Source organism: Pseudomonas sp. YuFO20, from assembly GCF_035064975.1.
Classification (GTDB): domain Bacteria; phylum Pseudomonadota; class Gammaproteobacteria; order Pseudomonadales; family Pseudomonadaceae; genus Aquipseudomonas; species Aquipseudomonas putida_AE.
In genome coordinates, this window is the sequence record NZ_JAXDEO010000036.1 from 1 (window position 1) to 24837 (window position 24837).

At 60.0% G+C, this 24837-nt stretch carries 22 protein-coding genes; 9 read left to right on the forward strand and 13 right to left on the reverse strand.

From position 1 onward, the window contains the following. Nucleotides 1-281: 281 nt before the first annotated feature. The 9 genes from SOP85_RS19970 (at nt 282) to SOP85_RS20010 (ending at nt 9544) form a co-directional block, all read left to right on the forward strand. On the forward strand, nt 282-1376 hold the full coding sequence (locus tag SOP85_RS19970; protein ID WP_046817153.1) for an ABC transporter ATP-binding protein: 1095 nt from the start codon (nt 282-284) through the stop codon (nt 1374-1376). Next, nucleotides 1376-2491 (forward strand): ABC transporter ATP-binding protein, encoded by a 1116-nt coding sequence (locus SOP85_RS19975; protein ID WP_323628008.1) that lies wholly within the window; start codon nt 1376-1378, stop codon nt 2489-2491. The genes SOP85_RS19970 and SOP85_RS19975 overlap by 1 nt, the downstream gene beginning before the upstream one ends. Continuing rightward, nucleotides 2488-3354: a carbohydrate ABC transporter permease gene (locus SOP85_RS19980; RefSeq protein ID WP_020801179.1), complete on the forward strand. Its 867-nt coding sequence runs from the start codon at nt 2488-2490 to the stop codon at nt 3352-3354. The genes SOP85_RS19975 and SOP85_RS19980 overlap by 4 nt, the downstream gene beginning before the upstream one ends. A gap of 7 nt (nt 3355-3361) precedes the next feature. Continuing rightward, on the forward strand, nt 3362-4162 hold the full coding sequence (locus SOP85_RS19985; RefSeq protein ID WP_274074748.1) for a carbohydrate ABC transporter permease: 801 nt from the start codon (nt 3362-3364) through the stop codon (nt 4160-4162). A 10-nt stretch (nt 4163-4172) separates the two neighbouring features. After that, entirely contained in the window at nt 4173-4445 is a 273-nt protein-coding gene (locus SOP85_RS19990; protein ID WP_274074749.1) for a DUF2160 domain-containing protein, read from the forward strand. 47 nt (nt 4446-4492) lie between these two features. After that, nucleotides 4493-6235 carry an ABC transporter substrate-binding protein gene (locus SOP85_RS19995; protein WP_274074750.1) on the forward strand — a complete coding sequence of 581 codons (1743 nt, stop codon included), beginning with the start codon at nt 4493-4495 and terminating at the stop codon, nt 6233-6235. A gap of 1016 nt (nt 6236-7251) precedes the next feature. Next, nucleotides 7252-7749, forward strand: a complete 498-nt coding sequence (locus SOP85_RS20000) for a hypothetical protein (RefSeq protein ID WP_323628009.1) — start codon at nt 7252-7254, stop codon at nt 7747-7749. After that, complete coding sequence (locus SOP85_RS20005) at nt 7746-9158, forward strand: PAAR domain-containing protein (RefSeq protein WP_323628010.1); 1413 nt, start codon at nt 7746-7748, stop codon at nt 9156-9158. Before SOP85_RS20000 ends, SOP85_RS20005 begins: the two co-directional genes overlap by 4 nt. Next, nucleotides 9155-9544 (forward strand): hypothetical protein, encoded by a 390-nt coding sequence (locus SOP85_RS20010; protein ID WP_323628011.1) that lies wholly within the window; start codon nt 9155-9157, stop codon nt 9542-9544. Before SOP85_RS20005 ends, SOP85_RS20010 begins: the two co-directional genes overlap by 4 nt. A gap of 298 nt (nt 9545-9842) precedes the next feature. On the opposite strand, the gene nuoN is transcribed toward SOP85_RS20010, so the two are convergent. The 13 genes from nuoN to SOP85_RS20075 form a co-directional block, all read right to left on the reverse strand. Then, nucleotides 9843-11306, reverse strand: a complete 1464-nt coding sequence (gene nuoN / locus SOP85_RS20015) for an NADH-quinone oxidoreductase subunit NuoN (protein WP_274074751.1) — start codon at nt 11304-11306, stop codon at nt 9843-9845. 7 nt (nt 11307-11313) lie between these two features. Next, the gene (nuoM, locus tag SOP85_RS20020; protein ID WP_274074752.1) at nt 11314-12846 is read right to left on the reverse strand and encodes an NADH-quinone oxidoreductase subunit M; all 1533 of its coding nucleotides are present in this window, start codon (nt 12844-12846) and stop codon (nt 11314-11316) included. 39 nt (nt 12847-12885) lie between these two features. Further along, nucleotides 12886-14739, reverse strand: a complete 1854-nt coding sequence (nuoL, locus tag SOP85_RS20025) for an NADH-quinone oxidoreductase subunit L (protein ID WP_274074753.1) — start codon at nt 14737-14739, stop codon at nt 12886-12888. Then, on the reverse strand, nt 14736-15044 hold the full coding sequence (gene nuoK, locus SOP85_RS20030; protein ID WP_007946416.1) for an NADH-quinone oxidoreductase subunit NuoK: 309 nt from the start codon (nt 15042-15044) through the stop codon (nt 14736-14738). Before nuoK ends, nuoL begins: the two co-directional genes overlap by 4 nt. Nucleotides 15045-15046: 2 nt before the next feature. Beyond that, the gene (gene nuoJ / locus SOP85_RS20035; protein WP_274074754.1) at nt 15047-15550 is read right to left on the reverse strand and encodes an NADH-quinone oxidoreductase subunit J; all 504 of its coding nucleotides are present in this window, start codon (nt 15548-15550) and stop codon (nt 15047-15049) included. A gap of 9 nt (nt 15551-15559) precedes the next feature. Next, nucleotides 15560-16105, reverse strand: coding sequence for an NADH-quinone oxidoreductase subunit NuoI (gene nuoI, locus SOP85_RS20040; RefSeq protein ID WP_007970449.1), 546 nt, complete (start codon nt 16103-16105; stop codon nt 15560-15562). A 12-nt stretch (nt 16106-16117) separates the two neighbouring features. Continuing rightward, nucleotides 16118-17125 (reverse strand): NADH-quinone oxidoreductase subunit NuoH, encoded by a 1008-nt coding sequence (gene nuoH, locus SOP85_RS20045; RefSeq protein WP_323628012.1) that lies wholly within the window; start codon nt 17123-17125, stop codon nt 16118-16120. Then, nucleotides 17122-19836 (reverse strand): NADH-quinone oxidoreductase subunit NuoG, encoded by a 2715-nt coding sequence (gene nuoG, locus SOP85_RS20050; protein WP_323628013.1) that lies wholly within the window; start codon nt 19834-19836, stop codon nt 17122-17124. The genes nuoH and nuoG overlap by 4 nt, the downstream gene beginning before the upstream one ends. 137 nt (nt 19837-19973) lie before the next feature. Then, nucleotides 19974-21329 (reverse strand): NADH-quinone oxidoreductase subunit NuoF, encoded by a 1356-nt coding sequence (gene nuoF / locus SOP85_RS20055; protein WP_034146908.1) that lies wholly within the window; start codon nt 21327-21329, stop codon nt 19974-19976. Then, the gene (gene nuoE, locus SOP85_RS20060) at nt 21326-21823 is read right to left on the reverse strand and encodes an NADH-quinone oxidoreductase subunit NuoE (RefSeq protein WP_008053447.1); all 498 of its coding nucleotides are present in this window, start codon (nt 21821-21823) and stop codon (nt 21326-21328) included. Before nuoE ends, nuoF begins: the two co-directional genes overlap by 4 nt. 2 nt (nt 21824-21825) lie before the next feature. Further along, on the reverse strand, nt 21826-23610 hold the full coding sequence (gene nuoC / locus SOP85_RS20065; RefSeq protein WP_274074757.1) for an NADH-quinone oxidoreductase subunit C/D: 1785 nt from the start codon (nt 23608-23610) through the stop codon (nt 21826-21828). 73 nt (nt 23611-23683) lie between these two features. Continuing rightward, on the reverse strand, nt 23684-24358 hold the full coding sequence (locus SOP85_RS20070) for a NuoB/complex I 20 kDa subunit family protein (RefSeq protein ID WP_046037844.1): 675 nt from the start codon (nt 24356-24358) through the stop codon (nt 23684-23686). A gap of 10 nt (nt 24359-24368) precedes the next feature. Beyond that, complete coding sequence (locus tag SOP85_RS20075; RefSeq protein ID WP_007905050.1) at nt 24369-24782, reverse strand: NADH-quinone oxidoreductase subunit A; 414 nt, start codon at nt 24780-24782, stop codon at nt 24369-24371. Nucleotides 24783-24837: the final 55 nt, after the last annotated feature.

The following is a 24837-nucleotide window of genomic DNA, read 5'->3' on the forward strand; positions in this document are numbered from 1 at the left end:
TGCGATCTTTTGATCTTGAAAAACAAAATCAAAAGATCGCAGCCTGCGGCAGCTCCTACAGGGGTCGTGAACAGTCCATAGAGTGTTGTTCACTATTGTTCATTGTCAATCGGTGAGCTGTTCAATTGTTCACTTCAGGTTGTTCATTTCTGTTCAGCTACGAACGCCGGTTCTTCGCGGTTTTATAAAAACTCCAATCCGCTCAATGGCTTGAAATTTCTGGCACGAAAGTCGCTCTGTCACCCAGGTCGCTTGACTCCAAAAATAAAAAAGGCCGAGCCATGTCGTTAACCCTGGAGCATGTCAGCCGCACCGTCGAGGGCCAGACCTGGATCGACGATGCGTGCCTGCGTTTCGAACCCGGATCCTTCAACGTTCTGCTCGGGCGCACGCTGTCCGGCAAGACCAGTCTCATGCGCCTGATGGCCGGGCTGGACAAGCCCGACACCGGGCGCATCCTGATGAATGGCGTCGATGTCACCCAGCGCCCGGTGCGCCTTCGCAACGTGTCGATGGTGTATCAGCAGTTCATCAATTACCCGACCATGACCGTCTTCGAGAACATCGCCTCGCCGTTGCGCCAGGCCGGTGTCTCCAATGAGCAGATCCAGAGCAAGGTGCTGGAAACCGCGAAGATGCTGCGCATCGAGAAATTCCTGCAGCGTTATCCCCTGGAACTGTCCGGTGGCCAGCAGCAACGCACGGCCATGGCCCGGGCGCTGGTCAAGGATGCCGAACTGATCCTGTTCGATGAGCCGCTGGTCAACCTCGACTACAAATTGCGCGAAGAGCTGCGCCAGGAAATGCGCGAGCTGTTCAAGGCGCGCCACACCATCGCCATCTATGCCACCACCGAGCCCAACGAAGCCCTGGCCCTGGGCGGCACCACCACCATCCTGCATGAAGGTCGGGTGATCCAGAGTGGCCAGTCCTCCGAGGTCTACCACCAGCCGCAGACCGTGCTGGCGGCGGAGTTGTTCTCCGAGCCGCCGATCAACCTGATGCCGGGTCGCATTGCCGGCAACGAAGTGAGCTTCGCCAATTTCGTGCACTTCCCGCTCAACGTCGATTTGCGCCCGGTGGGCGAGGGCGAGTTCCGTTTTGGCGTGCGCCCCAGCCATATCTCGCTGGTACCGAGCAACGACGACGACCTGGAACTGGCGGTGACCGTCGAAGTCGCGGAAATCAGTGGCTCGGAAACCTTCCTGCACGTGCGCAACGAGCATTTCCTGCTGGTGCTGCACTTGCCCGGCGTTCACGAATACGACGTCGATGCGCCGATCCGCATCTACATCCCGACCCATAAACTGTTCGTGTTCGATGCGCAGGGGCGGCTGGTCCAGGCGCCCGGCCGGCGCGTCGCGAGGGTTGCCTGATGGCTGAAATCCGTTTGCAGAACCTCGCCCACAGTTACACCAGCACGCCAAGCGGTCCCGAGGACTACGCGATCCGCCAGATGGATCACATCTGGGAGCAGGGCGGCGCCTACGCATTGCTCGGCCCGTCTGGCTGCGGCAAGTCGACCCTGCTCAACATCATTTCCGGCCTGCTCAGCCCGTCCCAGGGTCATGTACTGTTCGATGGCAAGGCGGTCAACAACCTGACCCCGGAAAAACGCAACATCGCCCAGGTTTTCCAGTTTCCGGTGGTCTACGACACCATGACGGTGTTCGACAACCTGGCCTTTCCGTTGCGAAACCAGGGCATGGCCGAGGCGAAGATAAACACCAAGGTGCAGGAAATTGCCGAAGTCCTCGACCTGCAGAACCTGCTGAGCAAAAAAGCCAGCAACCTCACCGCCGACGAAAAACAGAAAGTCTCCATGGGCCGTGGACTGGTGCGCGATGACGTCTCGGCGATCCTCTTCGACGAGCCGCTGACGGTGATCGACCCGCACCTGAAGTGGAAGCTGCGGCGCAAGCTCAAGCAGATCCACGAGCAGTTCAACATCACCATGGTCTACGTCACCCACGATCAGCTGGAGGCCTCGACCTTCGCCGACAAGATCGCGGTGATGTACGGCGGGCAGATCGTGCAGTTCGGCACGCCGCGGGAACTGTTCGAACGGCCGAGCCACACCTTTGTCGGTTATTTCATCGGCAGTCCGGGAATGAACCTGATCGAAGTCCGGCCGCAACCGGGTGGCGTCGGTTTTGCTTCGACCCATCTGCCCTTGTCCGAGGCCATGCAGAAACGCATCGCCGAATCCACGTGGAAAACCCTGAAAGTCGGCATTCGCCCGGAGTTCATCCATGTATGGGACGAGCCTTTTGATGACGCGCTGAGGGCACAAGTCGTACACGTCGAAGACCTCGGCACCTACAAGATCATGACTCTCAACCTCGACGGCGCGCCGCTGAAAGTGCGCCTGGCCGAAGACAAACCGGTGCCCGAAGGCACGGCGTACATCAGTTTTCCGGCGCAGTGGCTGATGGTCTATGCCGATGATTTCCTGCTCGAAGCCAATGCCAGCCAAGAGGTGCAGCCATGAACAAGGTGCAGAACAACAAGGCCTGGTGGCTGGTGCTGCCGGTGTTCCTGCTGGTGGCGTTCAGTGCGGTGATCCCGATGATGACCGTGGTCAACTACTCGGTGCAGGACATTTTCGACCAGTCCAGCCGCTACTTCGTCGGTGCCGACTGGTACAAACAAGTGCTGCTCGATCCACGCCTGCACGATTCACTGCTGCGCCAGTTCATCTACTCGGCGTGCGTGCTGCTGATCGAAATCCCCCTGGGCATCGCGATTGCCCTGACCATGCCGACCAAGGGGCGCTGGTCGTCGGTGGTGCTGATCATCCTGGCGATCCCCTTGCTGATCCCGTGGAACGTGGTCGGCACCATCTGGCAGATCTTCGGCCGGGCCGACATCGGCCTGCTGGGGGCGAGCCTCAAGGCCATGGGCATCAACTACAACTATGCGGCGAACACCATGGACGCCTGGGTCACCGTGCTGGTGATGGACGTCTGGCATTGGACCTCGCTGGTGGCGCTGTTGTGTTTTTCCGGCTTGCGGGCGATTCCGGATGTTTATTACCAGGCGGCGCGGATCGACCGGGCGTCCGCCTGGGCGGTGTTCCGCCATATCCAGCTGCCCAAGCTCAAGAGCGTGCTGTTGATCGCCGTGATGCTGCGCTTCATGGACAGTTTCATGATCTACACCGAGCCGTTCGTACTGACCGGGGGCGGGCCGGGCAATGCCACCACTTTCCTCAGCCAGACCCTGACGCAGATGGCGATCGGGCAGTTCGACCTGGGGCCGGCCGCCGCGTTCTCGTTGGTGTACTTCCTGATCATCCTGTTGGTGTCCTGGCTGTTCTATACCGCCATGACTCACTCTGACGCCAACCGCTGAGGCCATCATGAGCATGAGAAAGCTTGTTCCACTGCTGATCTACATCCTGTTCCTGCTGGTGCCGATTTACTGGCTGCTGAACATGTCCTTCAAGAGCAACAGCGAAATCCTCGGCGGCCTGACGCTTTTCCCACAGGATTTCACCCTGGCCAACTACAAGGTGATCTTCACCGATCCGAGCTGGTACACCGGTTACATCAACTCGGCGTACTACGTGAGCCTGAACACCATCATCTCCCTGAGCGTGGCGTTGCCGGCAGCCTATGCGTTCTCGCGCTACCGCTTCCTCGGCGACAAGCACCTGTTCTTCTGGCTGCTGACCAACCGCATGGCGCCGCCGGCGGTGTTCCTGTTGCCGTTCTTCCAGCTGTATTCATCGATCGGTCTGTTCGACACCCACATCGCGGTGGCCCTGGCGCACTGCCTGTTCAACGTGCCACTGGCGGTGTGGATTCTCGAAGGCTTCATGTCGGGCGTGCCCAAGGAAATCGACGAAACCGCCTACATCGACGGCTACAGTTTCCCCAAGTTCTTCGTGAAGATTTTCATCCCGCTGATCGGCTCCGGCATCGGCGTCACGGCGTTTTTCTGCTTCATGTTTTCCTGGGTCGAGCTGCTGCTGGCGCGAACTCTGACCTCGGTGAACGCCAAGCCCATCGCGGCGGTGATGACCCGCACGGTCTCGGCGTCCGGCATCGACTGGGGTGTGCTGGCGGCGGCGGGGGTGTTGACCATCCTGCCGGGCATGCTGGTGATCTGGTTTGTGCGCAACCACGTGGCCAAGGGCTTTGCCCTGGGCCGGGTATGAGGAGCTGATGATGGAATGGATGAGTTGGACCGTCCCGACGGCGGCGTTCTTCACTGTCATTGCCTTGATCCTGGTGGGCATGACCACCTGGGAGTTGCGTTCGCCGAGCATCCTTCGGCGAGGCTTTTTGCCGATTGCCACCACCCGTGGCGATCGGTTGTTCATCGGTCTTCTCGGCAGCGCCTACCTGCATCTGCTGGTAATCGGCGTGACCGACTGGAGCATCTGGGTCGCCTTCGCGATGTCCCTGGTGTGGCTGTTGGCTGTGATGCGGTGGGGCTAGTCGAATCGCTCGGCAATGTTGCTCCGAAACTTAAACAGGAGGTCTCTATGTTCGACAAAAACAATAAGCTGCGACATAGCATTTCATTGGCAGCCATGCTGGCACTCAGCGGTTTGAGCGCGTCTGCCTGGGCCGATGCCTATGAAGACGCCGCGAAGAAATGGATCGGCAGTGAATTCAAGCCGTCCACCCTGACGGCCGATCAGCAACTCGAAGAGCTGAAGTGGTTCATCAAGGCGGCGGAGCCGTTTCGCGGGATGAACATCAAGGTGGTATCGGAAACCATCGCTACCCATGAGTACGAGTCCAAGGTGCTGGCCAAGGCCTTCACTGAAATCACCGGGATCAAGCTGACCCACGACCTGCTGCAGGAAGGCGACGTGGTGGAAAAGCTGCAGACCCAGATGCAATCGGACAAGAACATCTATGACGGCTGGGTCAACGACTCGGACCTTATCGGTACGCACTTCCGCTACGGCAAGACCGAATCGATCACCGACCTGATGGCCAACGAGGGCAAGAACTTCACCTCGCCGACCCTCGATATCAAGGACTTCATCGGCATCTCCTTCACCACCGCACCGGATGGCAAGATCTATCAATTGCCTGACCAGCAGTTCGCCAACCTGTACTGGTTCCGCGCCGACTGGTTCGAGCGCGCGGACCTCAAGGCCAAGTTCAAGGAAAAGTACGGCTACGAGCTAGGCGTTCCGGTGAACTGGTCGGCCTATGAAGACATCGCCAAGTTCTTCAGCGAAGACGTCAAGGAAATCGATGGCAAGCGTGTCTACGGGCACATGGACTACGGCAAGAAAGATCCGTCCCTGGGCTGGCGCTTCACCGATGCCTGGTTCTCCATGGCCGGTGGCGGTGACAAGGGCATCCCCAACGGCTTGCCGGTGGACGAGTGGGGCATCCGCGTCGAGGATTGCCACCCGGTCGGCTCCAGCGTGACCCGCGGCGGTGACACCAACGGCCCGGCGGCGGTGTTCGCCACCACCAAATACGTCGACTGGCTGAAGAAGTACGCACCACCGGAAGCGGCGGGCATGACCTTCTCCGAATCAGGCCCCGTGCCGTCCCAAGGCAACATCGCCCAGCAGATCTTCTGGTACACCGCCTTCACCGCCGACATGACCAAGCCGGGCCTGGCGGTGATGAACGCCGACGGCACGCCGAAATGGCGCATGGCACCATCGCCGCGCGGGCCGTATTGGGAAGAGGGTATGAAGCTGGGCTATCAGGACGTGGGTTCCTGGACGTTCATGAAGTCCACGCCTGAGAAACAGAAACTCGCGGCCTGGCTGTACGCGCAGTTCGTGACCTCGAAAACCGTTTCGCTGAAGAAAACCATCGTCGGCCTGACCCCGATCCGCGAGTCGGACATCAACTCACAAGCCATGACCGACCTGGCACCGAAGCTCGGCGGCCTGGTGGAGTTCTACCGCAGCCCGGCCCGCGTGCAATGGACCCCGACCGGCACCAACGTGCCGGACTATCCGCGTCTCGCGCAGCTGTGGTGGAGCCACATCGCCGAAGCGGCGAGCGGCGAGAAAACCCCGCAAGAAGCCCTGGACGGCCTGGCCAAGGATCAGGACGCGATCATGTCCCGTCTGGAACGCTCGAAGGCCCAAGCCACCTGCGCGCCGAAAATGAACCCGGAGCGCGATGCGCAATACTGGTTCGATCAGCCGGGTGCACCGAAACCGAAACTGGCGAACGAGAAGCCTCAGGGTGAGACCGTGAGTTATGCCGAGCTGCTGAAATCGTGGGAGGCGGCGCGTAAGTAATATCTGAGCTGTGAAACGTTAACGGCACCGTAAGGTGCCGTTTGCGTTTGTGCCTGTTCCGACGCCATCGCGAGCAAGCTTGCTCCTACAATTGATCGGCGGTGTTCGCGATTAGTGTGTCCACAGAAGATCCCCTGTGGGAGCGAGCTTGCTCGCGATGAGGCCATCCCAGTCACCAAACTTCATCAGCCGAACAAACATTTGACAGCAGGACGGAAGTCTCAGATTTGAGTACCTTCGAAGTCATCAAGCATGTCATCAGCTCCTAAACGTCGGTTACCGGGTTTTCTTTCTGGATAGCTGGTCTTCAAATTTAACGGCAAATGCCTCCTGTTGAATGTCAGCTACTGCGTACCGCCCTGCAGGTAACTTCCTGAAAAAAAGAGAGGGCATTAAAGATCAAAAGATCGCAGCCTGTGGCAGCTCCTACCTTGAAATGCGATCCACCTGTAGGAGCTGCCGCAGGCTGCGATCTTTTGATCTTGATACGCCAAACGCAAAAACGGCACCCGAAGGTGCCGTGCGTGTTTTCTACCGAATGTCGCTAAGCGATCAACCAGCCAGTCCCGATTGCTGGACCAGGGACAGTTAGCCTCGATCACATGGGCCAAGCACTGAGTGAAGGCAAGCCTCTGCCGGATATGGCTATGGGTCTACCAAACCCAGTCTCTGTTTTGTCATCGATCGGCAAACGATAGAACAAGCCGGCGGATTCTGTCTTGCCTCTAAATAATACTGCAAGATGTTATAGCTTTCAGGAAGTGACACTTCGAAGCGATTAAACAGGGGCGTATAAATTTCTTTAGCGAAAAATTAATTTTTGTAACTGTCTCTGTAGGAAATTGGTTGTTGATAATAGCGAAAATTCCTAATCGTTTATTTGTTTGTGCTGTTGGATTGCTTTCACTCCGCGTTCCACAGTCTTATTTGTCTTCGCCCATATTCTCTCTGCTCAGTGCTTCTGCCGAGATGAGAAGGGAAGGCAATTCAAATCGATGACGATAAGGAAGTTGCAAATGAATGCACCTCTGCACACTTTGTATACCAACGAAGTTTCTCCTGAATTTCTCCGCAGCCTTGACGCTCCCCACTTGAGTGAACAACGACTTGCGCAATATTGCGATGAAGCTCTGGCAGTTGTTCGCCAGGGCCAGGCATACATGGAAGCTCATCCCGCACACGCCATTTACCGAATCGCAACCGAGGGCAGTCAAACCCGCGATGGCGGGGTGATCAAGCAGGGAGCTGCTCCCTTGGAGTTCACGTTAGAGAGCGGCCAGAAGGTACGTGCGGCACGGAAAGGCGACTACGTCGTGTACGCCGATGGGAGTACCGCACAGATCGTGACGGGCGCGGGACAAGAACATAGCGATATGGCGCTGGTCGGTAGCCATCTTTGCAATGGTGACGAGATCATCAACACCTTACAAAGCGGTTTTTTGTTAGTGGGGCGGGAAGGTGTAGCGATGGCCGATGATTTTCTGCCCTCCATCCAAGAGGTAGAGCATCAATGAACGAAGGACATTTCATTGGCCTGAATGACAAGACCACCTGTGGCGGCAAAGTCCTGGATGGTCATACCGGCGTCATGATGTACGGAATCGCCCATGCCCGCGAAGGTGATCGGGTTACCTGTGGCGAGGACGGCAAGACTTACAAGATCGTCGGTGGGATTTCCTACATGATCAGTCATGGCAAAGCCGTGGCAGGCACGCTGGACAGCTATAGCGATTGTCCCTGCAAAGCCCGACTGATCCCCTCCGTGGTCACAGCCACCTATCAAAGCGCTAACTCCGCACCGCGAGCGGGCAAGAGCGTTGTGCAGCCGGCTTCCAGTGCTGCAACCAGCCAACCGGCAGCGCCACGTCAGTCTGGTTTCGCCCCTTCGAACCCTCCAGCGCCTGCGATACTCAATCGCGCGGTACCTCAAGAACCGGGATTCAATGTGGTGCCCAAAAGCATGACCCGCGAAGCGTTGGAGGCGACACTTTTCCCTACGCCCGACCCGGGTGTGATGAGCAAGTTTCAGGCACTGAACCCTGGGTATGGCGACTTGAAAGCCGGCTCGCTGATTGTGCTGAGCGATCCGAATAACACCTCCTGCACCTATCAGGAAGCCCAGTTGATGCAGGCCGCGCAACAGGTCGAGGCGGCGCTCGACCCTCTTACACCAGAGGAAGCGGAGTTCATGTTCCGCCACGCGGCGGAAATCGCCAGTTTCTCCGGCCATACCTCAACCTGGCTTGGCGTCAGCGCGGCGGTCATGGAAAAACATCTGACCCAAATGCGCGACACCCTACAAGCCATTGAGCGTCTGCATCAGGACAGCTATCGCCAGCACGGGCACCTCAAATCGCCGCAGTTCTTCGCCGAACGCACACGTCTGCTCGCCCAACTGGATGCGCATCTGCTGAACTCTACTCGACTGCGTGGCCAGACGAGCCTGGGCGATCATCCCAAGCTGAAGACAGCGCTCGGTATTTCCAGTCGCAGTCTGGTGCACCACTGGGACAAGGCTGGTGCGCCAGGGCAGATACCGGGTTACGCGACCCATGTGAATGCGATTAGTCGGGCGGCGAAGTACATGGGCGCCGGGGGGTACATCGGCATTGGGATTGGTGGAGTTTCATCGTTGCTGGCCATTCAGGAAGTTTGTCTTGGTGACTCTGAAGCGGCTTGTGAGAAGGTGAAATTTACTGAAGGAGGAAAATTTATCGGATCCACAGCTGGTGGGATAGCGGGCGGGATGGGCGTGCCCTGGGCTGGTCGTCCTGTTTGCCTGGCACTGGGGAGGCGGCATGTAGTGGGGGGCATTGTTTGCTTTGCCGCGTTGGTAGGGGTTGGTGCATGGGTGGGGACAGAAGGTGGCGGCACGGTGGGCGAATACGTAGGTGAGAAAATATTTGAAGTAAAACAGGAGTGACCAGCATCGACAATTGGTCTCCGTGGATTGCATTAACTGTCACCGGCGGCCCTATTCTATTGGGCATAGCGAATATTGCTTACGGCTTGTATCTGAGCCACCGTCATCTGGATGCCATGATGGAATCCTTGAAAAACAGTCGCTTCATTTACATTTGGGGGCCAGGATGGAGGAGACAGGGTTGGTTTGGCGGCTTTGTGCTGCTCTCTGCAATTGCCGGCATGGTGGTGTGGCCGAAAGATTACATCCGCTATGGCAAAGTGGCCTCTGAGGATATCGAGAACTTTCCGCCTCACCTGAAACGTCTTTTGGTCATATTTGTAGTGGGTGTGATCGTCACTCTAATCGGGATGGCGATTGCATACGTGCTACTGGAACTCAGATAACTCGATAGCCCAAGTTGTCATTGAAGCACCAAACGCAACAACGGCACCCAAAGGTGCCGTTGTTGTTTGTGCGTGCCCCTACGCCTACGCGAGCATGCTCGCTAAGAGTTCGTCCTAGACAACCAACGTCTATGGTGATTGAGATCAAAAGATCGCAGCCTGCGGCAGCTCCTACCTTGAAATGCGATCCACCTGTAGGAGCTGCCGAAGGCTGCGATCTTTTGATCTTGAAACTCCAAACGCAAAAACGGCACCCGAAGGTGCCGTTTCTGTTTTCTACCGCATAAAGCTTAAGCCATCAACCCGCCAGCCCCGATTGCTGTACCAGGCTCAACAACGGCTGTGGATACAGGCCGAGGAAGAACGCCAGTACCGCGATGGCCAGCAGCATCACGCCGCCTGCGCGTTGTTCCCAGTGCAGCTGGGCATCGTGGCGACGCAGGTTCGGTTCGATCAGGTACAGGGTGACCATGACGCGCAGGTAGTAGAACACGCCGATGGCGCTGCCCAGTACCAGGGAGCCGACCAGCCACCATTGTTGCGACTGCACACCGGTGGCGATGATGTAGAACTTGCCGATGAAGCCCGCGGTCAGCGGGATACCGGCCAGGGACAGCATCATCACGGTCAGTACGGCGGTCAGGTACGGACGGCGCCAGAACAGGCCGCGGTACTCGTACAGGGCATCGGCGTCGCGGCCGTTGTACGGCGAGGACATCAGGGTGATCACGCCGAACGCGCCGAGGCTGGTGATCACGTAGGTGACCAGGTACACGCCGATGGCTTCCACGGCCAGGCCTTTGCTCGCCACCAGGGCGATCAGCAGGTAGCCGAAGTGGGCGATGGACGAGTAACCCAGCAGACGCTTGAGGTTGCTCTGGGTCAGTGCCAGCAAGTTACCGAACAGGATCGACGCGATGGCGATGATGGTCAGTACGTCGCTCAGCACACCGCTGCTCGCTGCTGGCGAGATCTGGAACAGACGCACCATCACCGCGAACACAGCGACTTTCGACGCGGTGGCCAGGAACGCTGCCACCGGTGCCGGAGCACCTTCGTAAACGTCCGGGGTCCAGAGGTGGAACGGTACCAGCGACAACTTGAACGCCAGGCCGATCAGCATCATGCCCAGGCCCAGTTGCGCCAGGGAGCTTGGCAGACCAGTGGCCGCCAGGGCCTGGCCGATGCCGTTGAAGCTCAGGCTGCCAGCGTCGGCGTAGAGCAGGGCCATGCCGAACAACAGGAACGCGGAACCGGCAGCCGACAGCACCATGTACTTGATGCCGGCTTCCAGCGAGCGCTTGTTGAAGAAGGCATAGGCCACCAGGCCGTAGACCGGTACCGAGAGCAGTTCCAGGCCGACGAACAAGCCGGCCAGGTGCTGCGCGCTGACCAGTACCAGGCCACCGGCGGCGGCCATCAGGATCAGCAGGTACAGTTCTTCACGGTTGCCCGGGTAACCCGAACCGCCATCGCCGAGGTAGGCGTGGGCGAGGGTGACACAGGCGAGGGTGGCGACCAGGATCAGCGCCATGTACAGGCAGGCGAAGGTGTCGATCTGCAGCAGTGGAGTCACCGCCAGAGGCGCGACTTTCAGGGCTGGCAGGATCGACAGCAGAGCCAGGTTCAGACCTGCCACCGACAGCAGGAAGGTCTGGGAGTGGTTGCGGCGCCAGGCAATCGCCAGCATCACCACGATGATCGTGGCGCTGGTGATCAACAACGGCGCTAGCGCGATAAAGTGTTGAGTCGTGAATTCCATAGCGCTCTTACCGGGCCGAAGCGAGTTGAGTGAAGGCGGTGCCGAGCCACTGCTGCACGCCATGCATCGTCGCGGCAGAGGTATCGAGGAACGGTTGCGGGTACACGCCGATGTAGATCAGCAGTGCTGCCAGGCCGACCACCATGATCATTTCGCGACCGTCCATGCCATGCAGTACCGCGTCCGATTTGGCCGGGCCGAAGTAGGCACGGTGGATCATGATCAGCGAGTAGACCGAACCGAACACCAGGCCGGTGGTGGCGATGATGGTCACCCATGGAGCGATCGGGAAAGTACCGATCAGGATCAGGAACTCACCGACGAAGTTACCGGTACCCGGCAGGCCCAGGGACGCCGCTGCAAAGAACAGGCTGAGGGCCGGCAGGTAGGCGATCTTCGACCACAGGCCACCCATTTCACGCATGTCGCGGGTGTGGGTGCGCTCGTACAGCTGGCCGCTGAGGATAAAGAGTGCCGCCGCCGACAGGCCGTGCGCCAGCATCTGCATCACCGCGCCCTGCAGCGCCAGTTGGCTGCCGGAGTAGATGCCGATCAGTACGAAGCCCATGTGGGAAACGGACGAGAAGGCGATCAGACGCTTGATGTCGGTTTGCGCGAACGCCAGGAACGCACCGTAGAAGATCCCGATCAGGCCCAGGGCCATTGCAAACGGCGCGAACTCGGCCGAGGCATTCGGGAACAGCGGCAGGGCGAAACGCAGCAGACCGTAGGCCGCGGTTTTCAGCAAGATACCGGCGAGGTCGACGGAACCTGCGGTCGGCGCCTGGGCGTGAGCGTCAGGCAACCAGGAGTGGAACGGCACGACTGGCAGCTTGACCGCGAAGGCGATGAAGAAGCCGAGCATCAGGATGTACTCGGTGGTCATCGACATCTTGGTCTTCAACAGGTCGGCGTAGTTGAAGGTAATCACGCCGGTGTCGTTGAAGTTGACCAGTACCAGACCGAGGATCGCCACCAGCATGATCAGGCCGGAAGCCTGGGTGAAGATGAAGAACTTGGTCGCCGCGTAGATCCGGGTTTTCTTGCCATCCGAAGAACTGTGACCCCAGAGCGCGATGAGGAAGTACATCGGCACCAGCATCATTTCCCAGAAGAAGAAGAACATGAACAGGTCGAGGGCGAGGAACACGCCGACGACACCGCCCAGGATCCACATCAGGTTCAGGTGGAAGAAGCCCACGTGACGCTGGATCTCTTTCCACGAGCAGAGTACCGAGAGCACACCCAGCAGACCGGTCAGCATGATCATCAACAGCGACAGGCCGTCGAGGGCCAGGTGCACGTTGATGCCGAAGCGTTCGATCCAGACGTGCTTGAACTCAAGCGCCCAGGTCGGGTCGGCGCCAGGCGCCGGGGCAAATGAATAATCACCGTTGGCCCACAGCCAGAGGCCGAGAGCGAGCAACAGGGACATGGTGATCAGCGCAATCCAGCGGGGGAGGGTGGCGCCGAAGCGCTCACCCATCCAGCACAGCAGGCCGCCGATGAAGGGGATCAGGATTAGCCAAGGCAGAATCATGACGGGTTCGTTTCCTTTCGCAAATTCGCAAGGTTCATATCAGACCGCTACCAGCACGACGGCGCCGATGACCAGCACGGCACCAGCAGCCATCGAGGCGGCGTACCAACGCAGTTGACCGGTCTCGGTACGGCTCAGGGCGGTGTGACCGCCTTTGGCCATGCGCGGGATCAGACCGATGGTCTGGTCGAGCGGGTCTTTGCGCAGGATGTGGCTGATCGCCAGGTATGGCTTGACGAACAGTTTGTCGTAGATCCAGTCGAAGCCCCAGGCAGCGAACCACCAGGCCGAGAGGAAACGGCCGATGCCGCTGTTGGCGATGGCGGTGACGAAGCGACGCTTGCCGAGGAACAGCAAGGCTGCCAGCAGGATACCGGCCAGGGCGATGGCGCCCGAAGCGATTTCCAGGCTGTGCTTGGCTTCGCCGCCGGCATGGCCGACGCTTTGCGGCAGCACGCCGTGCAGTGGCGGAACGATCATCGCGCCGATGGCGGTGGACAATACGATCAGCACCGACAGTGGCAGCCAGTGGGCAATGCCGTGACCGGCGTGGGCTTCGGTCTTCGCTTCACCGTGGAACGCGATGAAGATCAGGCGGAAGGTGTACAGCGAGGTCATGAACGCACCGACCAGACCGGCATACAGCAGGCCTTCGTTGCCGCTGGCAAACGCTTCCCAGAGGATTTCGTCCTTGGAGTAGAAGCCTGCGGTCACCAGTGGCAGGGCCGCCAGGGCCGCGCCGCCGACGATGAAGCTGGCGTAGGCCAGAGGCAGTTTCTTCCACAGGCCGCCCATCTTGAAGATGTTCTGCTCGTGGTGGCAGGCAACGATCACCGCACCGGAGGCAAGGAACAGCAGGGCCTTGAAGAAGGCGTGGGTCATCAGGTGGAAGATTGCGCCATCCCAGGCACCCACGCCCAGGGCCAGGAACATGTAGCCGATCTGGCTCATGGTCGAGTAGGCGAGGATACGCTTGATGTCGGTCTGGACCAGAGCGGCGAAACCTGCAAGCACCAGGGTCACACCACCAACGATACCTACAAGATGCAGGATTTCCGGCGCCAGGGTGAACAGGCCGTGGGTACGGGCGATCAGGTAGACACCGGCGGTCACCATGGTTGCGGCGTGGATCAGTGCCGAAACCGGGGTAGGACCGGCCATCGCGTCTGCCAGCCAGGTTTGCAGCGGCAGTTGCGCGGATTTACCGACAGCGCCGCCCAGCAGCATCAGGGTGGCCATGACCATCCAGAAGTCGCCGGCCTGGAATTTCTGCGGTGCCAGCACCAGCAGTTCCTGGACATTCAGCGTGCCCAGTTGGGCAAACAGGATGAACAGGCCGATGGCCATGAACACGTCGCCGATACGGGTGACGATGAACGCCTTGAGTGCCGCGTTACCGTTGTTGCGGTTGCTGTAGTAGAAACCGATCAACAGGTACGAGCACAGGCCCACGCCTTCCCAGCCGAAGTACAGGAACAACAGGTTATCGCCCAGCACCAGGAACAGCATGCTGGCGATGAACAGGTTGGTGTAGGCGAAGAAGCGCGAGTAACCGGCTTCACCGCGCATGTACCAGGATGCGAACAGGTGGATCAGGAAGCCGACGCCGACAACCACGCCGAGCATGGTTACGGACAGGCCGTCCAGGTACAGCGCGAAGTTCGGCGTGAAACCTTCCACCGCCATCCACTGCCACAACACCTGGGTGTAGTGGCCGCCTTGTGGCGGGGCGACGTTGAATTGCCAGATCACGTAGGCGGTGACGATCGCCGACAGACCGATGGAGCCGACGCCGATCAGCGCGGCGAGGTTTTCCGAGATGCGTCCACGGGAGAACGACAGCAGCAGGAAACCTATGAGAGGGAATACGAAAGTCAGATAGAGAAGATTCATCCGCGCATCTCACTGGCAGCGTCGATATCGAGCGTGTGGAAGCGGCGATACAGTTGCAGCAGGATCGCCAGGCCGATACTGGCCTCGGCGGCTGCCAGGCTGATCACCAGGATGAACATGATCTGTCCATCCGGCTGCGCCCAGCGGCTTCCGGCAACGATGAACGCCAGGGCGGAGGCATTCATCATGACCTCCAGGCTCATCAGCACGAAGAGAATGTTGCGGCGGACCATCAGGCCGACCAGACCGAGGCAGAACAGGATGCCGGCGACCGCCAGACCATGCTCCATGGGGATAGCAGGCATCGTCATTGCTCCTTGGCTTCGTTACGGCCCAAATGGAACGCCGTCACGGCTGCGGCAAGCAGCAGCATCGAGGCGAGTTCGACCACCAGCAGGTAAGGACCGAACAGGCTGATGCCCACGGCCTTGGCGTCTACGGTGGTGTGGCCGACGGCCTGGCCGCTCTGGTGGGCGAACAGCACGTACAGCAGTTCCACCAGCAGCAGGGCGCCGAGTACGACCGGGCCGAGCCAGATGCCGGGCTTGAGCCAGACGCGCTCCTGCTGAACCGAGGCGGGGCCCAGGTTCAGCATCATCACCACGAACACGAACAGCACCATGATGGCGCCAGCGTAGGCGATCACTTCCAGGACACCGGCAAACGGTGCGCCGAGGGCGAAGAACGTCATGGCCACGGCGATCAGCGAAATGATCAGGTAGAGCAGGGCGTGCACAGGGTTGGTGTTGGTGATCACGCGGAGCGTGGACACCACAGCGATACCCGATGCGAAATAGAAAGCGAATTCCATCTTTCTTCCTTAAGGCAGCAAGCTCTTCACGTTGATCGGTTCGGCTTCATTCTGCGCGGAGCCTTTTGGCTTACCGGCAATCGCCATACCTGCAACACGATAGAAGTTGTAATCAGGGTTTTTGCCGGGGCCGGAGATCAGCAGATCTTCTTTCTCGTAAACCAGGTCCTGACGTTTGAACTCGGCCATTTCGAAATCCGGCGTGAGCTGGATCGCGGTGGTCGGGCAGGCTTCCTCGCAGAGGCCACAGAAAATGCAGCGCGAGAAGTTGATGCGGAAGAAGTCCGGGTACCAGCGACCGTCTTCGGTTTCAGCTTTCTGCAGCGAGATGCAACCGACCGGGCACGCCACGGCGCACAGGTTGCAGGCTACACAACGCTCTTCGCCGTCGGGGTCGCGGGTCAGGACGATACGTCCACGGTAGCGCGGCGGCAGGTAGACCGGTTCTTCCGGGTACTGCAGCGTGTCGCGCTTGCGGAAGGCGTGGCCGAAGATCATCACCAGGCTGCGAAGCTGGGTGTAGAAGCCATGCACGATGTCAAATATGTACTTCATGATTCTCTATCCTCACTGAGCCGCGACGGCGCGCGTGTTGAGCAACACGATCGCAGCGGTCACCAGCATGTTGACGAGGGTCAGCGGCAAGCAGAACTTCCAGCTGAAATCCATCACTTGGTCATACCGTGGGCGCGGAATCGAAGCGCGCAGCAGGATGAAGATCATGATGAAGAACGCGGTTTTCAGTGCGAACCAGATGAACGGGATCTGCGGCAGGATGCCGAACGGACCGTGCCAGCCACCGAAGAACAAGGTCACCAGCAGCGCCGAAATCAACACGATGCCGATGTACTCGCCGACGAAGAACATGCCCCATTTCATGCCGGCGTATTCAATGTGGTAACCGTCGGCCAGTTCCTGTTCCGCTTCCGGCTGGTCGAACGGATGACGGTGAGTCACGGCCACGCCAGCGATGAAGAAGGTCAGGAAACCGAAGATCTGCGGAATGATGAACCACAGGTTCTGCGCCTGGTAGTCGACGATGTCGCGCATGTTGAACGAGCCGACCTGGATCACGATGCCCATCAGCGACAGGCCCATGAACACTTCGTACGACACGGTCTGCGCCGAGGCACGCAAGCTGCCCAGCAGGGCGAACTTGTTGTTGCTCGACCAACCGGCGAACAACACCGCGTAGACCGACAAACCGGCCATGGCGAAGAAGAACAGGATGCCGATGTTCAGGTCCGCCACGCCCCAGGTCGGGGTGATCGGGATGATCGCGAAGGCAATCAGCAGGGCGCTCATGGCGACTACCGGTGCCAGGGTGAAGATCATCTTGTCGGCGAACGGAGGCGTCCAGTCTTCCTTGAAGAACATCTTGATCATGTCGGCGGCGATCTGGAACGCGCCGAACGGACCCACACGGTTCGGACCGTAACGGTCCTGCCAGAGGGCGAGCAGACGACGCTCGACCCAGCTGAGCAGGGCGCCGCAGACCACCACGGCGAGCAGGATCACCACGGCCTTGAGGACCGCGAGGATGATGTCGATCACCTCAGGAGTGAACCAGGTCATTGAGCTGCCTCCTGCAGACCGTCAACGGATTTGCCAAAGATGGCTGGCGGAATGCCGGCGATGCCCGCAGGCAATGCCACCAGACCGGCGCCCAGTTCTTCGTTGATGCGCAGCGGCAGACGCAGGGTCTGGCCAGCCACGTTCAAGCTCAGCAGGGCACCGTCGTTGACACCGAGGCGATCGGCTTCGGACTTGGCCAGGGCAACATAGGCCGCCGGGATGCGTTCCTGGACCGGCGCGGCTTTCGAAGAGTTCTCTTCGCTGCCGAACAGGTGGAAGAACGGCACGACCTGCCAGGTACCCGGTGCCGGGTTGAACGCGCGCGGAACACTGGCGAACCAGTTCAACGAGTCGCCGGTGCTTTCGATCAGGCGGGTGCCTGGGTCGCCAGCACGGATGTGACCACCGACTTCGTCCTGGAACTTGTTCCAGGCCTGCGGCGAGTTCCAGCCCGGAGACCAGGCGAAGGGCACTTGCTGACGCGGTTCGGCGGAACCCGAGTAACCTTCCATGGAGAAGGCGAACGCGGTGTCCTTGTCCTGCGGGGTACGCGGTTCGTGCACGCTGATGTCGGCGCGCATGGCGGTACGACCGGAGTAGCGCAGCGGTTCACGGGCCAGTTTCATGCCCTTGATGCGGAACGCGGCGGACGGTGCGGCATCGACGATGCGGTTCAGGATCGAGGTGCTGGAAGCGACGGCAGCGGTGACGTGGTCCAGTTGGGTCCAGTCGATCGGCTGGTTCAGCAGGGTCGCGCGCAGGGCATGCAGCCAGCGCCAGCCTTCGTGGACCAGGATGCTCGCATCCATGTACTTCGGATCGAAAACCTGGAAGAAACGCTGGGCGCGGCCTTCCTGGCTGACCAGGGTACCGTCGCCTTCAGCGAAGCTGGCGGCTGGCAGGACCAGTTGCGCGCGATCGCTGGTGGCGGTCTTCTGGTGGTCGGCGACGATCAGCACCTTGGTGGCGTTAAGGGCAGCATCGACCTTGGCCTTGTCGGTACGGGTGTACAGATCGTTTTCCAGCACGACGATGGCGTCGGCTTTACCGTCGATCACGGCTTGCAGCGCAGCGTCGACCGATTCGCCTCCGAGCATGGCCAGGCCGAGGCTGTTGGCTTCTGGCACGATCAGGCTGATGGAACCGTTCTTCTCGCGCAGCTTCAGGGCTTTGGCGATGTTCGCGGCGGCTTCGATCAGGGCTTTGGAGCCCAGGGAAGTACCGGCGATGATCAGTGGGCGCTTGGCGGCGAGCAGGGCGTCGGCAATGCGCTTGGCCAGTTCGAGGGCTTCAGCGTCCAGGCCTTCAACGGCAGGCGCGCTGGCATCGAGGGCGTGAGCCACGGCGAAACCGATGCGGGCCAGGTCGTCTGGAGCGGCGTGTACGCACTCTTCAGCGATGTCGTCGAGCTTGGTCTCAGCCAGGCTGGCGATGAACAGCGGGTTCAGCGCGTGCTGGCCGATGTTCTTCACCGCGGCGTCGAGCCAAGGCTGGACGCGCATGGCGTCGGCCATGTCTTCGGCCTTGCCCTTGACCGATTGACGCAGGGACAGGGCCATGCGCGCAGCAGTCTGGGTCAGGTCTTCGCCGAGGACGAAGATGGCGTCGTGGTCTTCGATGTCGCGCATGTTCGGTACTGGCAACGGGCTGTCTTTGAGCACTTGCAGGACCAGACGGATGCGTTCCAGCTCGGCAGCTTCGATACCCGAGTAGAAGTGCTCGGCACCGACCAGTTCGCGCAACGCGTAGTTGCTTTCGAGGCTGGCGCGTGGCGAACCGATACCGACGATGTTGCGACCGCGCAGCAGGTCGGCGGCTTTATCCAGTGCTTCGTCCAGGCTCAGCTTGGCACCATTGGCCAGCAGCGGCTGACGCGGGCGGTCTTCGCGGTTGACGTAGCCATAGCCGAAACGGCCACGGTCGCACAGGAAGTACTGGTTTACCGAACCGTTGAAACGGTTTTCGATACGACGCAGTTCGCCGTAACGCTCGCCCGGGGAGATGTTGCAACCGCTGGAGCAGCCATGGCAGATGCTCGGCGAGAACTGCATGTCCCACTTACGGTTGTAGCGCTCGGAGTGAGTCTTGTCGGTGAACACACCGGTCGGGCAGACCTCGGTGAGGTTGCCGGAGAACTCGCTTTCGAGGGTGCCGTCTTCAACGCGACCGAAGTACACGTTGTCGTGGGCGCCGAATACGCCGAGGTCGGTGCCGCCGGCGTAGTCCTTATAGAAGCGCACGCAGCGGTAGCAGGCGATGCAGCGGTTCATCTCGTGGGAAATGAACGGGCCCAGTTGCTGGTTCTGGTGGGTACGCTTGGTGAAGCGGTAACGGCGCTCGTTGTGGCCGGTCATTACCGTCATGTCTTGCAGGTGGCAGTGACCGCCTTCTTCACAGACCGGGCAGTCGTGAGGGTGGTTGGTCATCAGCCATTCGACAACACTGGCGCGGAAGGCCTTGGATTCTTCATCTTCGATGGAGATCCAGGTGTTGTCGGTGGCAGGGGTCATGCAGGACATGACGATACGACCACGGGTGTCGTTCTCGTCGGTGTACTGCTTGACCGCGCACTGGCGGCAAGCGCCAACGCTGCCAAGGGCAGGGTGCCAGCAGAAATACGGAATATCGAGGCCCAGAGACAGACATGCCTGTAACAGGTTGTCTGCCCCATCGACTTCGAGCGCTTTGCCGTCTACGTGGATAGTGGCCATGGTTCAAAGTTCTTCGTTGGCCCGGTGTCAGCGGGCGTGGCTAATGGAATCTTGTTATCCGCGCGAATCAACACAGCCGGTAAAGGCGTCATCGCACGAAAAGCGAAGGGCACGGACCCTTCGCCTTTTTTAAGCGTTTACGCGCCGACTACGATCGGCCTTGCCAGAGGCGGGACGGCGGCGCTGACAGGCGCGATACCGGCTTCGAACTCATGGCGGAAGTATTTGATTGCGCTGCCCAACGGTTCCACGGCGCCCGGTGCGTGAGCACAGAAGGTCTTGCCTGGGCCGAGGAAGCCGACCAGACCCAGCAGGGTCTCGATGTCGCCTGGCTGGCCTTCACCGTTCTCGATGGCCATCAGGAGCTTGACGCTCCATGGCAGGCCATCGCGGCACGGGGTGCAGAAACCACAGGATTCGCGGGCGAAGAACTGCTCCATGTTGCGCAGCAGGGACACCATGTTGACGCTGTCGTCCACCGCCATGGCCAGGCCGGTACCCATACGGGTGCCCACCTTGGCGATGCCGCCGGCGTACATTTGTGCGTCCAGGTGTTCCGGCAACAGGAAGCCGGTACCGGCGCCGCCTGGCTGCCAGGCCTTGAGCTTGAAGCCATCGCGCATGCCGCCGGCGTAGTCTTCGAACAACTCGCGACCGGTGACGCCGAATGGCAGTTCCCACAGGCCCGGGTTCTTGACCTTGCCGGAGAAGCCCATGAGCTTGGTGCCCATGTCTTCGCTGCCTTCGCGGGCCAGGGATTTGTACCAGTCCACGCCGTCGGCAATGATCGCCGGCACGTTGCACAGGGTCTCGACGTTGTTCACGCAGGTCGGCTTGCCCCACACGCCAACGGCGGCAGGGAAGGGCGGCTTGGAGCGCGGGTTGGCGCGACGGCCTTCGAGGGAGTTGATCAGTGCGGTTTCTTCACCGCAGATGTAACGCCCGGCACCGGTGTGGACGAACAGCTCGAAATCAAAACCCGAACCCAGGATGTTCTTGCCCAACAGGCCTGCAGCCTTGGCTTCTTCCACGGCACGGTTGAGGTGCTTGGCGGCGGTGGTGTACTCGCCACGCAGGAAGATGTAGCCACGGTAGGTTTTCAGCGCGCGGGCACTGATCAGCATGCCTTCGATCAGCAGATGGGGCAGCTGCTCCATCAGCATGCGGTCTTTCCAGGTGTTCGGCTCCATTTCATCCGCGTTGCACAGCAGGTAGCGGATGTTGATGGATTCGTCCTTTGGCATCAGGCCCCACTTCACGCCCGTGGGGAAGCCTGCACCGCCGCGGCCCTTGAGGCCTGCGTCTTTCACGGTCTGGACGATGTCGTCCTGGGCCATGTCGGCGAAGGCCTTGCGCGCAGCGGCGTAACCGTTCTTGGCCTGGTACTCGTCGAGCCAGACGGCTTCGCCGTCGTCACGCAGGCGCCAGGTGAGCGGGTGAGTCTCGGCCGAACGCTTGATGCGGTTGGCTGGACCGAAGGAAGTCAGGGTCATACGTAGCCCTCGAGCAATTTGGCAACGCCTGCTGGCTGCACATCCCCGAAAGTGTCGTCGTCGATCATCAACGCCGGCGCCTTGTCGCAGTTGCCGAGGCAGCAAACCGGCAGAAGGGTGAAACGACCATCGGTGGTGGTCTGACCCAGGCCGATGCCGAGTTTGCTCTGGATTTCGCTGACCACCGACTCGTGGCCGCCGATGTAGCAGACCATGCTGTCGCAGACGCGAATGATGTGGCGGCCAACCGGCTGGCGGAAGATCTGGCTATAGAACGTCGCCACGCCTTCTACGTCGCTGGCCGGGATGCCGAGGATCTCGCCGATGGCGTAGAGGGCGCCGTCCGGCACCCAGCCACGTTCCTTCTGGACGATCTTCAGGGCTTCGATCGACGCCGCGCGCGGGTCTTCGTAGTGATGCAACTCGTGCTCGATGGCCGAGCGCTCGGTTTCACTCAAGGTGAAACGGTCTGTCTGGATAAGCGTGCTGTTCATGCTTAGCGGTCCACGTCGGCCATAACGAAATCGATACTACCCAGGTACGCGATCAAGTCCGCGACCATGCTGCCTTTGATCACCGAAGGGATCTGCTGCAGGTGCGGGAAGCTTGGGGTACGAATCCGGGTGCGGTAGCTCATGGTGCCGCCATCGCTCGTCAGGTAATAACTGTTGATGCCCTTGGTCGCTTCGATCATCTGGAAGGATTCGTTGGCCGGCATGACCGGGCCCCACGAAACCTGCAGGAAGTGCGTGATCAAGGTTTCGATGTGCTGCAGCGTGCGCTCTTTCGGTGGCGGCGTGGTCAGCGGGTGATCCGCCTTGTACGGGCCTTCCGGCATGTTGCGCATGCACTGGTCGATGATCCGGATGCTCTGGCGCATCTCTTCGACGCGCACGATGCAACGGTCGTAGGCATCGCCATTGGCGGCCAGCGGCACTTCGAACTCGAAGTTCTCGTAGCCCGAGTACGGACGCGCCTTACGCAGGTCGAAGTCGCAACCGGTGGCACGCAGGCCGGCACCGGTGACGCCCCATTCCAGGGCTTGCTTGGTGTTGTAGTCGGCGACGCCGATGGTCCGGCCGCGCAGGATGCTGTTGTCCAGTGCGGCTTTCTGGTATTCGTCCAGGCGCTTGGGCATCCACTCGACGAAATCCTTGACCAGTTTTTCCCAGCCGCGCGGCAGGTCGTGGGCGACGCCACCGATGCGGTACCAGGCCGGGTGCAGGCGGAAACCGGTGATGGCTTCGATCACCGTGTACGCTTTCTGGCGGTCGGTGAAGGTGAAGAACACCGGGGTCATGGCGCCGACGTCCTGGATGTAGGTACCCAGGAACAGCAGGTGGCTGGTGATCCGGAAGAACTCGGCCATCATGATGCGGATGACGTCGACTTTCTCGGGCACCTTGATGCCGGCCAGCTTCTCGACCGAGAGCACGTACGGCAGGTTGTTCATCACGCCGCCGAGGTAGTCGATACGGTCGGTGTACGGGATGAAGCTGTGCCAGGACTGACGCTCGGCCATCTTCTCGGCACCACGGTGGTGGTAACCGATGTCCGGAACGCAGTCGACGATCTCTTCACCGTCCAGCTGCAGGATGATGCGGAATGCACCGTGCGCCGAAGGGTGGTTCGGGCCGAGGTTGAGGAACATGTAGTCCTCGTTCGGGCCGGAACGTTTCATGCCCCAGTCTTCCGGCTTGAAGCGCGCGGACTCTTCCTCGAGCTGCTGCTTGGCCAGGTTCAGGGTGAACGGGTCGAACTCGGTGGCACGGGCCGGGAAGTCCTTGCGCAGCGGGTGACCTTCCCAGGTCGGCGGCATCATGATGCGCGACAGGTGCGGGTGACCTTTGAAGTCGATGCCGTACATGTCCCAGACTTCGCGCTCGTACCAGTTGGCGTTCGGCCAGATGCTGGTGACGGTCGGCAGGCTGAGGTCGCTCTCGGACAAGGCGACCTTGATCATTACGTCACTATTACGCTCGATCGACATCAAGTGGTAGAACACGGAGAAGTCGACGCCGTTCGGCAGCCCTTGACGCTTGGTACGCAGACGCTCGTCCACGCCGTGCAGGTCATAGAGCATGACGTACGGCTTGGGCAGGTTGCGCAGGAAGGTCAGGACTTCGACGAGTTTGGCACGGGCAACCCAAAGCACCGGCATGCCGGTGCGGGTAGGCTGGGCGGTGAACGCCTCCGGGCCAAAACGGTTGTTCAGTTCGACGACCACATCCTGGTCGTCTGCCTTGTAAGGCGGGATGTACAGAGCACTGCCTGTAGTCATGGTTATTTTATCGCTTTCGGTCAACGTAAAGAATGAAGCCAGTGTCTCGTTCTATTAAAGAAGCAGATCTGGATCAGACTTCGTCGGGGCTGCGCAGGTTGGTGACTGCGATTCGCTGTTCGCGGCGCTTTTCCTTCTCCGAAGGCATCTCGGCGCGGTAGACGCCTTGATCACCAACGACCCAGGAAAGCGGACGACGCTCCTGTCCAATCGACTCCTGCAGCAGCATCAAACCTTGCAGGAAAGCTTCAGGACGGGGCGGGCAGCCAGGCACGTAGACGTCCACGGGCAGGAACTTGTCCACCCCTTGAACGACGGAGTAGATGTCGTACATGCCACCGGAGTTGGCGCACGAACCCATGGAGATGACCCATTTAGGTTCGAGCATTTGCTCGTAGAGACGCTGGATGATCGGCGCCATCTTGATGAAGCAGGTACCGGCGATAACCATGAAATCCGCCTGGCGCGGCGATGCCCGGATAACCTCGGCGCCAAAGCGCGCGATGTCGTGGGGCGCCGTGAAGGCGGTGGTCATTTCCACGTAGCAGCACGAAAGGCCGAAGTTGTACGGCCACAGGGAGTTCTTGCGCCCCCAGTTGATCGTGCCGTTAAGCACGTCTTCGAGCTTGCCCATGAAGATGTTTTTGTGGACTTGATCTTCTAACGGATCGGAAACGGTTTCCCGCTGGCCAATCGGATACTGCTCGTTAGGAGCATCGGGGTCGATCCTGGTGAGATTGTATTGCATTGCCAAAGCCTCATTGTTTCAGCTTCGCTTGCCGCTTGCGCCGAGCTTCCGGAGCCCAGTCAAGGGCACCCACTCGGAATAGGTAGACAAGACCTGCCAACAGAATTGCTATGAAAACGAGAGCTTCGACGAATCCGGTCCAGCCGCTTTCGCGGACGGACACAGACCATGCAAAGAGAAAGAGGGCTTCGATATCGAAGATCACGAACAGCATCGCGACCAGATAGAATTTGGCTGAGAGCCGCAAGCGGGCGCCACCTGTAGGTAGCATGCCGGACTCGAACGGTTCGTTTTTGCTGCGGCCCCAGGCTTTTGACCCGAGTAGGCTGGAGACACCGAGCATGAAGGCGCAGAGGCCGCCGACGCCTAGAAGGAAAATGGCAAAGCCCCAGTTGTGGGCCATGAGTCCTGTCGCTTCGGGCATGCTGGTAATCCTTAACAGAGAGCAAAGGTCTCTGAGCTTGAAAAAGTAACAAAGC

Coding starts and splice junctions, on each gene's coding strand:
- SOP85_RS19970 (WP_046817153.1), top strand. CDS start 282: ATGTCGTTAACCCTGGAGCATGTCAGCCGCACCGTCGAGGGCCAGACC.
- SOP85_RS19975 (WP_323628008.1), top strand. CDS start 1,376: ATGGCTGAAATCCGTTTGCAGAACCTCGCCCACAGTTACACCAGCACG.
- SOP85_RS19980 (WP_020801179.1), top strand. CDS start 2,488: ATGAACAAGGTGCAGAACAACAAGGCCTGGTGGCTGGTGCTGCCGGTG.
- SOP85_RS19985 (WP_274074748.1), top strand. CDS start 3,362: ATGAGCATGAGAAAGCTTGTTCCACTGCTGATCTACATCCTGTTCCTG.
- SOP85_RS19990 (WP_274074749.1), top strand. CDS start 4,173: ATGGAATGGATGAGTTGGACCGTCCCGACGGCGGCGTTCTTCACTGTC.
- SOP85_RS19995 (WP_274074750.1), top strand. CDS start 4,493: ATGTTCGACAAAAACAATAAGCTGCGACATAGCATTTCATTGGCAGCC.
- SOP85_RS20000 (WP_323628009.1), top strand. CDS start 7,252: ATGAATGCACCTCTGCACACTTTGTATACCAACGAAGTTTCTCCTGAA.
- SOP85_RS20005 (WP_323628010.1), top strand. CDS start 7,746: ATGAACGAAGGACATTTCATTGGCCTGAATGACAAGACCACCTGTGGC.
- nuoN (WP_274074751.1), bottom strand. CDS start 11,306: ATGGAATTCACGACTCAACACTTTATCGCGCTAGCGCCGTTGTTGATC.
- nuoM (WP_274074752.1), bottom strand. CDS start 12,846: ATGATTCTGCCTTGGCTAATCCTGATCCCCTTCATCGGCGGCCTGCTG.
- nuoL (WP_274074753.1), bottom strand. CDS start 14,739: ATGAATCTTCTCTATCTGACTTTCGTATTCCCTCTCATAGGTTTCCTG.
- nuoK (WP_007946416.1), bottom strand. CDS start 15,044: ATGCCTGCTATCCCCATGGAGCATGGTCTGGCGGTCGCCGGCATCCTG.
- nuoJ (WP_274074754.1), bottom strand. CDS start 15,550: ATGGAATTCGCTTTCTATTTCGCATCGGGTATCGCTGTGGTGTCCACG.
- nuoI (WP_007970449.1), bottom strand. CDS start 16,105: ATGAAGTACATATTTGACATCGTGCATGGCTTCTACACCCAGCTTCGC.
- nuoH (WP_323628012.1), bottom strand. CDS start 17,125: ATGACCTGGTTCACTCCTGAGGTGATCGACATCATCCTCGCGGTCCTC.
- nuoG (WP_323628013.1), bottom strand. CDS start 19,836: ATGGCCACTATCCACGTAGACGGCAAAGCGCTCGAAGTCGATGGGGCA.
- nuoF (WP_034146908.1), bottom strand. CDS start 21,329: ATGACCCTGACTTCCTTCGGTCCAGCCAACCGCATCAAGCGTTCGGCC.
- nuoE (WP_008053447.1), bottom strand. CDS start 21,823: ATGAACAGCACGCTTATCCAGACAGACCGTTTCACCTTGAGTGAAACC.
- nuoC (WP_274074757.1), bottom strand. CDS start 23,610: ATGACTACAGGCAGTGCTCTGTACATCCCGCCTTACAAGGCAGACGAC.
- SOP85_RS20070 (WP_046037844.1), bottom strand. CDS start 24,358: ATGCAATACAATCTCACCAGGATCGACCCCGATGCTCCTAACGAGCAG.
- SOP85_RS20075 (WP_007905050.1), bottom strand. CDS start 24,782: ATGCCCGAAGCGACAGGACTCATGGCCCACAACTGGGGCTTTGCCATT.